Genomic DNA, 15,883 nt, shown 5'->3' on the forward strand with positions numbered 1-15,883 from the left:
AATATAGATCAAGCTTTGGATCTTCTAATGCTCGCAGAATAAGAGCTAAGTCTGAAATACCAGCTGTTGTTTACGGGCAAGGCAATGATGTTTCACACTTGAGAATTAAGAGTAGTGAGTTTAATAAGAAATTTGCAAAATTTACGGATAATACTGTCTTAATATTAGATGATGGCAAGCTTGAAAGATGTGTTTTTGTTAAAGATGTTGCAGAAAATATTGCCAGCAAGCTCATTTATCATATTGATTTTTACGAAGTAGATAGGAATGTTGAGCTTGAAAAATATGTTCCCATTAAACTTATTGGAGCTTCTGTTGGGGTTAAAGAGGGTGGAATTTTGACTGTTTTAAAAGAGCAGGTTAAGGTAAGGTCTTTGCCCTTGGATTTGCCAGAATTCATAGAGCTTGATTTAACTCCTGTTAATAAAGGAGATGGCGTTCTTTTTAAAGATCTTGTGTTGCCTTCTAATGTTAGGCTTGCAGAAAATGACGAGAATTTGGAAGTTGTTATTATAAAGTGATTTTATGGGGTTGTTGATACTTGGATTAGGAAACCCTGGATTAGAATTTTCTTTAACTAGGCATAATGTTGGTTTTTCTCTTTTGGATAAAATTGTCTCTAAAAACGGCCTTTTTTTAAAAAGAAAAAAAAAATATGAATATTCAGAATTAAAAATGATTTCCGGAAGAGTAATTTTGGTTAAGCCATTGACCTATATGAATCTAAGTGGATCTTTATTTCCTTCAATATTTTCAGATTTTTATATGTGTATAAAGAATTTATTAGTGGTTCTTGATAATGTTGATCTTCCCTTGGGAAAATGCAGGCTTAAAGAGCGAGGTGGTGTGTCTACTCATAATGGTCTTAGATCGATTTCAAGTGTTCTTGGAAGCTCTAACTATAGTAGACTTTATATTGGGGTTGGAAGCAATCTTATGTGTGATATAAAGAGTTTTGTTCTTTCTAGATTTTGCAAGGATGAAATGGATAGGCTTGAAAAATTGTATGATTTTTTAAGCGATGAGCTGATTGATATTAGCGAAGCAAATTTTAAAAATAAGGTTCAAAAAATTAATTCTAGTAATTTTTAATGCATTTTTTAGACGAAAATATACAAATTAAAATAGATAAATTTTATAAAAAAAATTCTTTAGATAAAAATCGGGTTATTGTTGCTTTTTCTGGTGGGGCTGATTCTACGGCTTTATTGTTGAATTTAAAATATTACCTGAGCAATAATGTTATTGCATTTTATTTTGCCCATTTTATTAGATCTGATAATGAGCAAAATCAAGAGATAGAGCATGTAAAGGGGTTTTGCGATCTTTACAATATTGCTTTACAAATTAAAAAATGTGATATAGATATAAAAAGTGAATCGGCTAGGTTAGGAGTATCTATTGAGGAGCTTGCAAGGAAATTTAGATATATTGCTTTAGAAAATGCTCTTAAAGAAAATGGCGCAAATTATATTGCCCTTGCTCATAACGAAAACGATCAAATTGAAACAATAATTATGAGATTTTTTCAAGGATCTTTTTTGGATGGTCTTTCAGGTATTCCTGGTGTCAATAGAAACATTATAAGGCCTTTGCTTGAGGTTTCAAGACTAGAAATTGAAAATTTTTTATCTTTGAATAATATTGGGTTTTTTGTTGATAGTACAAATGCTCAAAATTTATATCTAAGAAATAGGGTTAGAAATAATTTACTACCCGCTATAAAAAAGGTTTTTAAAGGGTATGAAAAATGTCTTAAAAGAATATCTGAATTTTCAAGGGAATTTGCGGATTATTTTGAAAAAGATGAATTTTTTCCTGTTGAGAAAGGTAAATATTATTATTCTTTTGATCTGAAAACTTTCTTAGATTTTCCTAAGTATTTGGTATTTAGATTGATTTTTAAAATTTTAAATTCAGAAGGAATTACAGCTAAAGTTTCCTATAAAGCTCTTAATGAAGCGTTTAAAGTAGAGATTAATAGGAAAAAAAATAATGTTTTGTTAAAAACCAATGATTTTTTTTTAGAAAAAAGGCATAATAAAATTAATTTAATTTTTAAAAGGGATGAAAAATTTTACAAACCTTTTGATTTTATTTTGGAAGTTGGCAAATGGCATAGTTTATCTTTAGGTGAGATTTTGCTAAAATATTTAGAGTGTAATGCAGCTTCTGTATCAAGATTAAAATGTTGTTCTTATGAGTTTAGGTATAAATTTTTTAAGGATAGATTGAAAGCAAAAAAATTTTTTTCTAAGTTTATAAGGTGTAATCCAGCTTATTTAATGTTGTTAGCATTAGATAACAGATTAATTGGGATTATTGATTTAAATACTTTAAACTTAGTATGGAGTGAAAAAAGCATTCTTAAAAAAATTAGTATATCTTTGATTGGAGGGCTTTTAAAGGAATGAATGGCAGTAATAATATGAATAACAATGGAAAATCTAACAACAAAAAGAAGAATAAAAATTGGATTTTAGGACTTGTTGTTGTTTTTCTAATTTCAGCAATATTTATGTCATATTTTATAAGGGGGGGGGAAAGCTATAAAAATGTTCCTTATAGCACTTTTCAGAGTTATTTAGACAATGGTCTAGTTGAGTCTGTAGTAATAATTGATAAAAATTTGATTCAATTTGTTGTCAAGGGTTCTAACTTTGCAAAGTCTTATTTTTCTACCAGTATTCCCTATCTTGATATAAATTTACTTTCAGAACTAAAAAATAAAAAAGTTGAGCTTAGCTCAGGAAAAAGTCAAGCTTCTCTGATTGGGGTTTTATTACAGACTTTGCCATGGATTTTGTTTTTTATTTTCTTTTTCTTTATATTTCGTCAAACTCAAGGTGGTGGTGGGAAGGTTTTTACATTTGGGAAAAGTAATGCTCAAAAGTATGAAGCTGGAAAGAATAAAATCACCTTTAAAGATGTGGCTGGCCAAGAAGAGGTTAAGCAAGAGCTTCGAGAAGTTGTCGAATTTCTTAAAAATCCAAAAAAATTTGAAAAAATAGGTGCAAAAATCCCCAAAGGAGTGCTTTTAGTTGGCTCTCCAGGTACTGGCAAGACTTTGCTTGCCAAAGCCGTTGCCGGTGAGGCTGGGGTTAGTTTTTTTCACATGTCAGGCTCAGATTTTGTTGAAATGTTTGTTGGAGTTGGAGCAAGTCGTGTTAGAGATTTATTTGATAATGCTAGAAAAAATTCCCCATGTATTATTTTTATTGATGAGCTTGATGCTGTTGGTCGAAGTCGTGGTGCGGGGCTTGGCGGCGGTCATGATGAAAGAGAGCAAACTCTTAATCAGCTGTTGGTTGAAATGGATGGATTTGGAACGCATACCAATGTAATTGTTATGGCCGCTACAAATCGTCCCGACGTTCTTGACTCTGCTTTGCTTAGGCCTGGACGATTTGACAGGCAAGTAACAGTTTCTTTGCCTGATATTAAGGAAAGAGAGGCAATATTAAATATCCATTCTTCAAAAACAAAGCTTTCAAAAGATATTAATTTACAAGTAATAGCAAGAGCTACTCCTGGAGCTAGTGGCGCTGATCTTGCAAATTTAATTAATGAAGGAGCCTTAATAGCTGCAAGGAATAATCAAGATGAAATTTTAATGAAGGATATGGAAGAAGCTAGAGATAAAATATTGATGGGGGTTGCAAAAAAATCCATGACTATTACTGATAGGCAAAAGCTTGAGACAGCTTATCATGAGGCAGGCCATGCTTTGCTTCACTATTATCTTGAACATGCTGATCCACTCCACAAGGTTACCATTATTCCAAGGGGTAGGGCACTTGGCGTTGCATTTTCTCTTCCAAGGGAAGATAGACTTTCAATAAACAAACATCAAATTCTTGACAAAATAAAGATATGCTATGGTGGTTATGCTAGCGAGCAAATAAATTTGGGTGTTACAACAGCGGGCGTTCAAAATGATTTAATGCAAGCTACTAGTTTAGCTAAAAAAATGGTTACGGAGTGGGGAATGGGTGAAGAAGTTGGTCCAATATTTTTAGTAGACGATGAAGCACCTATTTTCCTTCCGAAAGAGTTTTCAAAGGCTAAAGCTTATTCTGAGAACACTGCCGATAAAGTTGACAGAGAGGTAAAAAGAATACTTGAAGAATGTTTAAAAGAGGCATCAGATATTCTTTTAAAGCATAAGGATCAACTTGTTAAGCTTGCAAAAGAACTTGTTTTAAAAGAAACTTTGACAGACAAAGAAGTGAGAGAGCTTTTAGGTTTTGAAGCTAATAAGGATGACTACGATTTATTTTCATCAGACTCTACTGCAAAAGAGGTAAAGGAGGAGGATATAAAAGGTTAGGCGAGTGTTTATGTTTTATTTAAAGATGGGTTTCATTCTTTTTATTTCTATAAGCCTATATGCAATTTCAGTCAAAGAAGATGAAGATATTTCAAGTATTCTTTTCAATGAGTCTAAAAATTTTTCCAATTTACAAAAAGGAAATGATTTAATTTATGGATCTCTTGATTTCAATTTGCTAGCTTCAGATGCTCTTTATGAGCTTTCATTAAAAGAGAATGTTGCTTTAACGGATAAAATTTATTTATTAAAAGAAGCAATTAATATTAATAACTTCAAAGTAGCAACTCTTAAAGAAGTATACACTTATTATTTTTCGTTGCTTTTAAGACAAAATGAAAATAAGAGTATGTATGAAGAAATTATTACTTTGTATAGAAAGTTGAATGAAGAATTGCAAATAGACAAAGATTTAATTTGCATGAGGCTTGAAGCTTCTGGAAGACTTGAAAGTTTTGGAGATGATTTCAAAAAAATTTTATTTAAGGCTTTTTCTTTATATGGTAATGATTTTTTATTTTTTAAGTGGTTTTTAAAAGAAGATAGGTTTTTTTTTAGCATCTTTAATACTATTAGATCAAAAGAAGATTTTTTCTTTACAACTGAAAACATTAATTATATATTTAGAAATTCAAATTTTAATTATGACAATTCTGTTTCTTTGTTTTCTTTTCTTAAGGGCAAAATTAAAGAATATAATGGAATTCACAGTATTTATTTTTTAAAATACAAACTTTTAGATCCTGCTGAAGCTTATAGGGTTTTTAAAAAATTTCCTCCTGAGACAATAAATGAATATAAAATGTTTTATGATCTTTTAGAGGATCCTGACATGAAGAGTAAATTTTTAGAAGATTATAAAAGTTTGTCAGGAATTTATTGTATTGATAATAAAAATAATGTTGCCATACTAAAAGATGGAGTTTTAGTAGGCATTTTTTCAGGAATAGTAGATTTTGACAACAAATTTAGTTTAAATAGCAAATATTTTAGTAAAATTTATTTTAAAGATAAATCTCCAGTTTATTATGAGAATAGTTCGCTTGGTTATAAAATAAATTATTCTGTTTATCCTTATGTTGATATGATTGAAGTTCAATATCCTGATAAAAGAGATGTTTATACCTTTGCTTTACATGCTTTTAAGTTCAATCTTTTTAACAATTTGGGCTGCAATTTTAATAGTTTTGAGATCAGAGAGTTGTTCTTGATTGATATTAAGGATTTTATTATTCCAAATGCTTTAAATTTATTTTTTGAAAAAACTTCTGTTTTAGATATTAGATCAAGCTTGATAAGTAAAAAAAAATATTTTGGATCTAATTTAGTAGAAATTAAAAATTATGTGGTTGGAAGTTTGGTTTCAATTTATAGAAAAGTTAATGGTTCTAAAAAATTTAATTATATTGAAATTTATGAGAAGAATAAACTAAAAATAAAGAAAGCTTTGTTAGATGATGATAGTTTTGAAAGTTATTATTCTTTTGAATAATAACTTTAATAAGATCCTAAATTATTAATTTTTAGACTTTTAATGTTAATGTTAATGTTTTTTTATTTATATAATTGAATTTTAATTTACTTTAGGGAGGATTTTTGGGTTTTTGTTTAGACTTTGCTAATAAAGAAGATACTAAATTAAATAACATTATCTCTGTTAGTCATTTTGATTTTAGGGTAAAAATAAACTTAATTCTTGTAGTTGGACCCATGGGAAGTGGAAAAACAGAATATGCTGCAAAAATTTATAAAGATTCGCTTGTTGTAAGAAAAAAATCTTTCAAGGTATTGGGCAATATTATTAAAGGAAATAGAAGTAGGGTTAATGTATTTTTTATTAGAAATTTTCTCGACAAGAGGAGGTTTCAAGATTATCCAGAAAACGTAATACCATATAGAGGTGGTGGAAAAGATAAAATTGATGAGATTGGTTATGCTAGCAACTCTTTTGATATTGAAAATTTAATAGCCTCTAATCCTAGTTGTGGCACTTTTATTATTGATGAGGCATGTTTTTATGATGAACGTTTAATTTTTGTTTTAAATAAAATTTCATCAAATGAGAATATTTTATTTATATTGCCTACACTGCTTTATAATTTTAGAAAAGAATCTTTTAATGATACTGCCAAGCTTTTAGTAGAATATTCAGATAAGATTTATAAGCTTGGAGCTTATTGTGGGCACATTGATTGTATGGAAGAATCTTTTTTTTCGTATAGGTATTATTTTTACAACAATAAAGAAATTCCAGCTCCTTATTTTGATCCTTTGCTTATTGTTGGTGGCGATGAAGAGATTGAATCTGCTATTTACCCAAATTACTCTACAAGGTGTTCAATGCACCATTATCTTATAGGCAAGGAATATTTTTTTTCTTTTTTAAAGCCATTTGCTTTGCTATATTCACAAGGAGATAAAAAATTTCTTGAAAATGAAATTGTAGCGCTAAGCACTGATGTTGAAAATTCCAATTTTGTAAATTCTTTAGATAGTGAAAAAGCGTGTGAATTTAGAGCTGAAATTTTAAGAAATATTTTAGAACTGCCTTTTTTAGCAGAAAGAGCCTTAATAACTCTTTTCTCAGAATATAGTATTTTAAGTAAGGATAATTTTAAAGATCTTGTTTTTAAGTTTTCTTTAAATAGGGATTATATAAATAAAATTTTTTTTTCCAAAGAGGGCAAAGAGTTTTTTTAATAATATTTTGGCCTTTGTTTAAAAAATGCTTTAGTTTCGTCAATTCTTAGTAGTTCTTTTTCGATAATATCATAGTAATTAAGCTCTTTAAGAGAAATTTTATGATATTCATCTTCCCAGTTTGTTATTCCATCGTTTTCTAGTTTAACAGATTTGTAATTTTCAAGTTTTTTGTGGTATTTTAGTGCTTCGCTGTAGTAATTAATAGCTAATTTATATAATTTTTTTGATTTTTCTAGATTGGAAATAATTCCATCTTTTTCTGGAGTTTTGAAAAAATGTAAATTTCTTGTGTCGAATAAATCTCCTAAATATAAATTTTGCCTAACTAGAAGCAAGTTTACATGCATTTTGAAAAGAAGTTTATATTTTCCCCACTGTTCTTTGGTTTCTATTTTAGTTAGAGAATATTTTGGATTTCCAAATGGGTATTTTAAGGCTTTTTGAAGAAAAAATATATTTTTTTTATAGTTTTCAGGGTTTTTTTTCATTTGAGAATTAAAGATTACATACCATTGTTCTGCGTAATAAAATTTGGACGATGCATTTATCTTTGCAACTGATACTAAAAGAAATAAAATTAAATTTATTTGGAAGGGGACATTTTTGAAAATACGCATATGATTAATTATATTAGAATTTTATTAGATTGAAAATTTTTTTTGCGTTTTTATCTAAATTATCTTTTATTGAATTGTTGATGTAAATCACATTAATTTTTTTTTCTAGTTTTTTAAATATTTTTAAATATTTTAGAGCAATTTGTTCAAAAGTTTTATATTTTTCAAGTTCAAAAAGATCACTTTGTGTTCTATTTTTCTGTATTCTTTCGTAAGCTATGTTTGGGTCTGTTTCGATAAAGAATACTTTTTCAGGCAATGGGAAATTTTTATTTAATTCATATCCTAATTTTCCTTGATATGCAATCGATGAGAATAAATAGCGATCAGTTATTATTTTTCTAGATTTTGTGTTTAAAATTTCCAGTATTCCACCTTTTTTATATAAATGATCGTGTCGGTCTGCAGCATAAAGATATGCAAATGTTGATTCTTCTAAAGGATTTTCAAAATTCATCAATTGTTCTCTTATCAGCTCTCCAATTATTCCGCTTGATGGTTCTTTTGTAAAATAATACCTTGATTCATCGTTGCAAAGAGCTTTCAGTTTATTAGTGATGCTTGTTTTCCCGCTTCCATCGATTCCTTCTATGCAATAAAAGTTTTTCAATATTTTAATCACAAATATTTTTTCTTCCTTTCTTTTGGTGTCAATAATTAGGTTATCGATAATTATTATATAATAATAATTATCGATAGAGTGTATGAATTTGTTGTTTTTGAGAAGTAAGACATTTTTATTGTTTATTTTACCATTTTTTATTTTTGTTTTAATATTTTTTTCCATTAATCTATTTGTTCAAGTTCAAATTTATTCTGCAAAATTTTTTGCTATAAAATATCTTGAATCAAAATTTGGCTTTAAGATTAAATATGATAAAATTTCACCGTATTTCTTATCATCAATCAAGATAGATGGTTTAGAGTTAAGCTTGGATGGAAAAGATAAAATATTAATAGATATTGTTAGGATAGATTTAAATCTGTTTAAATTAATTTTGGGTGATGAAAATATTATTTTAAATGTTTACGTTAAGGGGAGTAATTTCAATTTTGATATAAGCGACTTTAGTTTATCTGGCGTAAATCCTAGCAATGCCTATTCTAACAATGAAAATGCAGTTTTTAATAAAATTTTAAACTATCTTTATAGATTAAATATTAATTTAGAAAATATCAATATTAATATCAAGCTTAATAATAATAGTTGGCTTAATTTTCAAGTTAAAAATTTTTCCTTAAGTACCGTAGATGAAGATTTTTTATTTAGCTCTGTGGTTGATTTTAATGCTGTTAAAAATTTAGAAATTAATTTACCCTCTGAAAGAGTTGATGATGGAATTTTGGATTCAACTTTCTATTTTGAGGGGAAATTCAAAAAAGGCTTTGAGGATGGCTATGTTAATTTTAGTTTTTTTGAATTTAAAACAAGTTATTTTTCTTTACTTGAGCAGGGGTTCCAAATAAATTATTCAAAAGGAAATTTAAAAATTTTTAATTTACGAAGAGAAAATTTTGATTTTAATTTAAGTTATGACAAGGCTAATGGTTTTGTTCGATTAGATGCTTTATTTTTCAATGTTAATCTTTTAGATTGGATTAAGCTGAACAAAGGCTTTGAAATTTATAAAGATTATTTTGATATAAGTTTAAATGGGCAATTGGCATTTTCTTATGATTTTAAGGATAAAGATTTAAGATATGCAGGAATAATAGATTCGTCTTTAAATTTAGATACTATAAGCAAAGAAGTTCAAGGCTTGCAGCTTGAAATCAAGGGGGATGATAGAATTGTAGGTGTTAAGAATGCTTTTTTAAAGCTTAAAAGGGGGGTTGTAAACTATAAAGGTTATTATTCTTTGAAAGATTTGCTTCCAATAGGACGTCTTAACTTTAAGTCTGCAAAAATTTTAAACTTTAACGACCTAAATGGGTATTTAGATTTTAATAAAGATAAAGATATTTTTTCGGTTAAGTCTGATAATTTTAGTCTTGGAAATCTTAGTTTTCAAAATTTAATTTTAAAAACTTATTTTTTAAAGGATAAAATTTTTGTTGACTATTTGATTTATTTAGAAAATAAAAACTCTCAAATTTCTTTAAAAGGAGATCTTAATGATGAAGAATTTTCTTTAAGCTTAGGTATTAAAGAATTTCCTTTGCTTTTTTTAAAAGAAGTTATTCCCAGTTCTCACTTGATAAATTTTTTTCCCAAGACTTTATTTACAGGTAAATATTTAAATTTGGTTTCTGATTTTAATTTAAATAAATTTGATTATCATAAAAATAAATTAAAAAAATTCAATTTCATGGTATTTTCAAAGTTAGACAATTTCAAATTTGTGCTTGATGTCAGTGGAGAAAAAAATTTTTACAAATCAAATAATTTTGATTTGCAGTACAATGATCACAATTTGCATTCTAACTTGTTTGTTGAGCTATTTGAAAGTGGATTTAATATTAGCACGAATTTTTCTTATTTGAATAAAGTCTATCCTTTGCATTTTAATGTTAATCTTAAAGATAAGTTTATTGTTGCCGAATCTCCTCTTGGTATTAAATTAGATTTTAATTATTTTGATTCTAAAGTAGTTTATACCCTTAATGTTAATGATTTTAAGGTTTACAATAAAACCTCTGATCTTTTAATAAATATAAATTTTTATGGGAACTATTTAGGCCTTAATAAAGATTTGAAATTTAAAATAGACCAGTTTAATATAATAAAAGCTTCTAAAATACCTGCCTATAATTTCAATTTTGGTTTTAAGGGCTTATATGAATATGATAAATTGTACATTTCTGATGTTAAACTTATAAACAAACTTTCAAATTTGCAAGGATATGGACAATTCACTTTAAAAGATAATTTTAATGGAAGTTTGAATCTATTTTCTAGCTTAAATTCAGAGAGATATTTTTTAGGGGTTAATTCCGATGAATATGGAAGTTATTTTTTGCTTAAATTTCAAGACTTAGATTTTTACAATTTTAATTCTTTATCCCTTTTAGAGGGAAAGGTTAATGGTAATTTTTTGCTAAATTTTAAAAAGAATGATTTTAAAAATTATTCTTTGAGTGGATATCTTGAGGCAGATAAATTAACTTTTTTGGGCGTTCCCGTTCAGCTTTCTATGAATTTAGGATTATTGGACAATAAGCTTAACATATATGACGTAAAAGCCAAGCGCAATAAAAAAGAGTTTCTTACTGGGAGCTTAAGATATGACCTAAGCAGTTCTATAGGGGTATCTAATATAGTTTTTAATAGCGACTTGTTTTCTTACAAGTTTAATGCAAATTTTAGAAATTTCCAAAGTGGAGTTGAAGAGCAATTTGGAGTTTTGAAAACCAAAACAGAGGGCGAATTTTTCTTTAGAGATATTAAGTATAAAAATGAATTTTTATCCAATCTTACGATTGAATTTAGCAATGATTTTGAAAAATTTAATATGGCTTCAATTGATTATGACCTTATTAATATTTTATACCATTATGGCAGTGGAGAATATAGCTTTATTTTAAAAGATTATTTGCCTCTTAGTTTTAATTCGTCAGGCAAAATAATTAAAAATAAAATTCTTGGAAATGTGAGAGATATTAAATTTGATTCAAAAATAATCACCAAAGATTTTTTGGACTCACATTTTTTATTTAATGTTGACAATCATTTTATTCTTTACGATCTTGTTTTAAATGGTGAATTCGATATTGATGGGGATTTGTATAATCCTAATATTAATGGAAATTTAAATATTCAAAAAGGATCAATTAGCACTGAGTATTTAAGAGCTTCTAGAAAATTTGGTGGTGATAGAGCTTTAGAAATATTTGATATGCCAGTTGCAATTCAGGATAATAAAATAATTTTTAATAATGAGTTTGACCTAGATCGATATTCCAAGATTTTTGTTTCTACTAGTTTAAATTTAAATTTTTTAAGTGATACTATTATTGATTATTACAAAATAGATATTAATGTGACTGGTAGAACGGGAGTTCCTATTAAATTTGACAAAATTGCCTTAAGCTTTACAGGTTATGCTTTAGGCGATTTTTCAATTGAAGGAAATGCCGATGAAATTATGTTTAAAGGTATTTTAAATATTTCAAATGCTTGGGTTTATTCTCTTGAAAGTTCTGTTGTTGATTTATTAATAAATCCTTTCAAGCGAGCAAAAAGATTGCAAACCGATATTAATCTTCTAGATTTTGATATTTTAACCGATCTTGAGATAAATTTTGACAGCGGTGTTACTTTTCATTGGCCAGATAGTAATATTTCTTTTTTACAGGCTACTATTTCAAGAGGGGATAAACTTGTAATAAAATCTGATACAAAAACAGATGATTTTATTATTAAGGGGGATTTGAATATTGCAAGTGGTTTTGTTAATTATAATAATAAAAAATTTATCTTTAAAAGTGGCTCTTATATATCCTTTAATGAGAGTAGGGCTAAATTTGATCCATGGATAAAAGCGGAGGCTACAAATACTATTAAGGATAGAAATGATAAACTGCTTGTTACAATAAGCATTGATAGTCCTTTAAGTTTATGGAAAATTGAGTTTATGTCTTATCCTTCTAGAAATGAGCAGGAGATTAAATATTTGCTTTCAGGCTCAACAATAGGGGGGTATGAGGGAGGATTGCGATCGGCAGGGACTAATGCTGCTGAAATGGCAATTGGAATAGTGAGTGACATTGCTCTTGATTTTTTAATTCAACCCATTGAAGATTATATGCGTTCTGTATTAAACTTAGACTTGTTGAGTATAAAGACAGATATATTGAAAAATTCTATTAATAGTAATTTTTTCAAAATCGGGAATCCTACTTTTGTTGATGTTCTTGACAATACAAGTGTTAAGGTAGGCAAATATCTTGTTGAGGGTGTTTTTATTAGTGGGGGCTTTGGTTTTTTGAAAGAACAAATGACTCCTTTTTCAAAAGATTTAAATTTTGTTATCAATTTGGGTATTGAGTTTGATTCTCCATTTTTTTTGGTTAATTATGAGCTTGATTACAATTTTATGAAAAAAGGTTTAGATGGAATAGGAAATAATATAGGCATTTCTTGGAAATTTAAATATTAAATTGTTAAGAGGTTAAGATGGGTTCAATTAGAGGTTTGTTTTTTGTAAGTTTTTTAATATTTTTTGTTGTTTTTAGTTTTGGTCAAGTTGAAAATTACAAAGGGAAAATAATAAAGGGTATTAATTTTGAAGGACTTAAGAATAAGAAGGAGAGAGATTTTATTAATATTTTAAAACCTTACATTGGCGTGTCATATTCTAATGAAATTTTTGATAAATTGCAAATTGATCTTTATTCTCTTGATTATTTTTCTGGGCTTATTAAGCCTATATTTAAAATAGATGGTGAGGATCTTTTTATTACATTTATTGTAAAAGAAAAATCTTTAGTTAATTCTGTTGTTTTTTCTGATAGCAGTAGAGTTTTTTGGAATAGCGAACTTGTTGAGAAGGTGAATATTAAAACCAATGAGCCTTTAAATCTTGCAAGTGTTAATAAAGGTATTGGCAAGCTTGAAGAGATGTATAAAGACATGGGATATCTTGATGTTTCTGCAAATTTTGAAATCAAAGAAGAAGGAAATTTAGTTGATATTATTTTTAATATAGTAGCTGGACCCAAATATGTTGTTAAGGGGATTGACTTTGAAGGAAATTTAAGCTTTAAAAGTAGCACCTTGAGGAAATCTTTAGCATCAAGAGTAGTGTCTCTTTTCTCAGATGGTAAATATTTAAAAAGTAATGTTGATAAGGACAGGCGTCAACTAGAGTCTTTTTATAAAAATAATGGATATATTGATATTAAGATTATCAATAGCACTGTTGATATTAAAGATTCCCTTAAAGATCTTAAAAGACTAGAAAAGGAAGTTTTTTTGAAATATTTTCTTTCAGAAGGCAATGTTTTTAGATTTGGAAAGCTTGAAATTTCTGGTAATTCAGTTTTTAGTTTGGAAGAATTAAAAAGTTTTATTACCTTTAGCGAAGGTGATATTTTTAATGATTCTAAATTTGAGCAGGATTTTGCCAAAATTAAGGAAAGTTATTTTAAAGAAGGGTATATTTTTACAGAAATTATTCCTTCACAAAAGGTAAGAGGGGAATTTGTTGATTTGTTAATTAAAATTTTAGAAAAGGATAAAGCTCATATTGAGTCTATTACTGTTTCTAAAAATAAAAATACAGCTTCGCATGTAATACTTAGAGAGATTCCTCTTCAAGAGGGAGATGTTTTTAGTTTGGACAAGTTTAAGATGGGTATGGCAAATTTGCAGCAGCTTGGTTATTTTTCAAATGTAATTCCTGATATTGTTCCAGGCAATACAGAAGGGCTTATGAAAATAAATTTAAACATTGAGGAGCGAGCAACAAGTAATTTTGGATTTGGTATGAATTTTGGAGGCAATTCAAATTCTTCGTTTCCATTCTCAGTATTTGGGCAGTGGGAGCTTTCCAATTTTTTAGGCGAGGGCTATTATTTTGCTGCAAGACTAAATTTATCTTTTTTAGAGCAAAGTCTTAGTTTGACATTTAGAGATAATTGGTTTTTTCAAAAAAGATGGACCGTAGGCGGATTTATAGATTTTTCACATTCTGTTAATACTGCTTATCAGGATATTAATGGGCCTATTTTTTCTGGCAAGAGGGAAGTTCCTGATCCATTTACAAGTTGGGAAGAATATCGAGATGCTAAAAGTTTTTCTGATTTTAATGCTATGAATTATTCTTTGCTTAAACTTAGTTTTGGAGCGTTTACTGGGTATACTTTTTCTAATTATCTTGGTAAGCAAACCCTTCTTGGTACTTTGCAAACCGCTTTAAAATATGTTTTTTATGATAATGAGGTTAACAGACCTTCAAATTATTATTTAAGAGATAATTACAAAACTTTTAGATTTGAAAATTCTCTTAGTTTGAGCGCGGCTTGGGATACAAGAAATTCTACCTCTTTATCTAATAATGGATTTTTGCTTAAGCAGCAGTTTGATTTTTTTGGTGGATTTTTATTTGGTCAGAGCCATTTTATTAAATCTTCTACAACCTTTGAGAGATATTTTTCTCTTTTAGGATATGAGGATGTGTTTACTCCTTATTTTGATATTATTTTGACCTTAAGGAGCGTCTATTCAAATATATTACCTCCTCTTGGTAATGGTTTTGAAATTGAAATTCAACCTCATCACCACATAATTCTTAGTGAAAATTTTATGCAGGCTAGAGGTTGGGGGATTTTGAAAAATATTTACAGTTCTTTTGTAAATACTGTGCAGATATCTATTCCTTTGTTAAAAAATATTTTAGTTTGGGATGCTTTTTTTATAGATTTTGCTTCCTATTCTTTAGAAGGGCAAGAAAATTCTTTGTTTAGACCTTTTAGTAGTTTTGCTTTTAGCTGGGGAACTGGAATTAGAAGTCTTTTGCCTCAATTGCCGCTTTCTTTTGTAATAGCTTATCCTTTTTATTTTGACAATGATAAAGTTAACAGCTATTACAAATATTATTCTGGATTTAAATTTTTCTTAGGAATTGAGATGAGATATTGATTAATGCTATGGAGAAATTTGTGTTTTTTTTGATTTTACCATTGTTTTTTTTATTATCTTTTAATGTTTTTTCGATAGATGTTATTAAGATAGGAATTGTTGATTTTGATAGAATTGTGATTGAAGTTTTAAATCCTCAATTGAAAGCTAATCTTGATCAAATAAAAAATCGGTATCAAGAACAAATAAATACGTTAAATTTAGAGCTTAAGAGTTTAAAACATATGTATGATAAATCGATTGCTGATAATGATTTAGATAATGCAAGATCTTTTGGAAATCAATATAATTTGAAAGTTGATGAGCTAAAGAGAGTGTCTAGTTTAGCAAAGAATAATTTAGAACAGCAGAGATTGGCCAACATTAATAGTTTAAATAATAATAGTGAATCTTTAAGTAAAATACTTCGTGGTATTCAATATGTTGCAGAAATTAATGGGTTTTCTTTGATTATGAAAAAAAATAATCCATATATTCTTTACCACAATAGCACTGTTGATATAACAGGCGATGTTGTTAAGCATCTTTTAGAAAAGGACAATAAAAACCCTTAAAGACTTTTCTTTTAAGGATATTGCTTTCTTTTTTAAATCTGTAATATTTTGATTCAGAATAAGTTTAAATTTAACTTAAGCAAAAAATTATTGTTTA

General features: G+C 27.9%; 11 protein-coding genes. 9 read left to right on the plus strand and 2 right to left on the minus strand.

Translation table 11 applies throughout. From position 1 onward, the window contains the following. The 6 genes from BSV1_RS00005 to BSV1_RS00030 form a co-directional block, all read left to right on the plus strand. The coding region (locus BSV1_RS00005; RefSeq protein ID WP_008882147.1) for a 50S ribosomal protein L25/general stress protein Ctc at nt 1-521 on the plus strand (521 nt) is incomplete at its 5' end. A gap of 4 nt (nt 522-525) precedes the next feature. Next, the gene (gene pth / locus BSV1_RS00010) at nt 526-1,092 is read left to right on the plus strand and encodes an aminoacyl-tRNA hydrolase (protein ID WP_008882131.1); all 567 of its coding nucleotides are present in this window, start codon (nt 526-528) and stop codon (nt 1,090-1,092) included. Further along, on the plus strand, nt 1,092-2,414 hold the full coding sequence (gene tilS / locus BSV1_RS00015) for a tRNA lysidine(34) synthetase TilS (RefSeq protein WP_008882110.1): 1,323 nt from the start codon (nt 1,092-1,094) through the stop codon (nt 2,412-2,414). The genes pth and tilS overlap by 1 nt, the downstream gene beginning before the upstream one ends. Continuing rightward, nucleotides 2,411-4,330 carry an ATP-dependent zinc metalloprotease FtsH gene (gene ftsH / locus BSV1_RS00020; protein ID WP_008882151.1) on the plus strand — a complete coding sequence of 640 codons (1,920 nt, stop codon included), beginning with the start codon at nt 2,411-2,413 and terminating at the stop codon, nt 4,328-4,330. Before tilS ends, ftsH begins: the two co-directional genes overlap by 4 nt. Nucleotides 4,331-4,340: 10 nt before the next feature. Continuing rightward, nucleotides 4,341-5,822 (plus strand): hypothetical protein, encoded by a 1,482-nt coding sequence (locus tag BSV1_RS00025; protein ID WP_008882107.1) that lies wholly within the window; start codon nt 4,341-4,343, stop codon nt 5,820-5,822. Between the two features lie 104 nt (nt 5,823-5,926). Beyond that, nucleotides 5,927-7,030, plus strand: a complete 1,104-nt coding sequence (locus BSV1_RS00030; protein ID WP_008882152.1) for a thymidine kinase — start codon at nt 5,927-5,929, stop codon at nt 7,028-7,030. Here BSV1_RS00030 and BSV1_RS00035 read toward each other — a convergent pair. Together BSV1_RS00035 and tmk are read right to left on the minus strand one after the other, a co-directional pair. After that, nucleotides 7,027-7,650 (minus strand): hypothetical protein, encoded by a 624-nt coding sequence (locus BSV1_RS00035; RefSeq protein WP_008882132.1) that lies wholly within the window; start codon nt 7,648-7,650, stop codon nt 7,027-7,029. The two genes, BSV1_RS00030 and BSV1_RS00035, sit on opposite strands and share 4 nt — an antisense overlap. 13 nt (nt 7,651-7,663) lie before the next feature. Continuing rightward, entirely contained in the window at nt 7,664-8,272 is a 609-nt protein-coding gene (gene tmk, locus BSV1_RS00040; protein ID WP_008882140.1) for a dTMP kinase, read from the minus strand. An 82-nt stretch (nt 8,273-8,354) separates the two neighbouring features. Here tmk and BSV1_RS00045 point away from each other — a divergent pair, with 82 nt between their 5' ends. Genes BSV1_RS00045 through BSV1_RS00055 form a run of 3 tightly spaced genes read left to right on the plus strand, consistent with a single transcriptional unit; the run spans nt 8,355 to nt 15,786 of the window. Then, a complete protein-coding gene (locus BSV1_RS00045; protein ID WP_008882119.1) occupies nt 8,355-12,749 on the plus strand; it encodes a translocation/assembly module TamB domain-containing protein in 4,395 nt (1,464 codons plus the stop codon). Between the two features lie 17 nt (nt 12,750-12,766). Next, nucleotides 12,767-15,232, plus strand: coding sequence for an outer membrane protein assembly factor BamA (gene bamA / locus BSV1_RS00050; protein ID WP_008882155.1), 2,466 nt, complete (start codon nt 12,767-12,769; stop codon nt 15,230-15,232). A 20-nt stretch (nt 15,233-15,252) separates the two neighbouring features. Further along, nucleotides 15,253-15,786, plus strand: coding sequence for an OmpH family outer membrane protein (locus tag BSV1_RS00055; RefSeq protein ID WP_008882138.1), 534 nt, complete (start codon nt 15,253-15,255; stop codon nt 15,784-15,786). The last annotated feature ends 97 nt before the right edge of the window (nt 15,787-15,883 follow it).

The organism is [Borrelia] finlandensis, from assembly GCF_000181875.2.
In the GTDB taxonomy this organism is placed as follows: domain Bacteria; phylum Spirochaetota; class Spirochaetia; order Borreliales; family Borreliaceae; genus Borreliella; species Borreliella finlandensis.

Excerpts from the sequence above, each read along its gene's own strand:
- BSV1_RS00035 (WP_008882132.1), bottom strand. The coding sequence starts at position 7,650 with ATGCGTATTTTCAAAAATGTCCCCTTCCAAATAAATTTAATTTTATTT.
- bamA (WP_008882155.1), top strand. The coding sequence starts at position 12,767 with ATGGGTTCAATTAGAGGTTTGTTTTTTGTAAGTTTTTTAATATTTTTT.
- ftsH (WP_008882151.1), top strand. The coding sequence starts at position 2,411 with ATGAATGGCAGTAATAATATGAATAACAATGGAAAATCTAACAACAAA.
- BSV1_RS00025 (WP_008882107.1), top strand. The coding sequence starts at position 4,341 with ATGTTTTATTTAAAGATGGGTTTCATTCTTTTTATTTCTATAAGCCTA.
- pth (WP_008882131.1), top strand. The coding sequence starts at position 526 with ATGGGGTTGTTGATACTTGGATTAGGAAACCCTGGATTAGAATTTTCT.
- BSV1_RS00045 (WP_008882119.1), top strand. The coding sequence starts at position 8,355 with ATGAATTTGTTGTTTTTGAGAAGTAAGACATTTTTATTGTTTATTTTA.
- tilS (WP_008882110.1), top strand. The coding sequence starts at position 1,092 with ATGCATTTTTTAGACGAAAATATACAAATTAAAATAGATAAATTTTAT.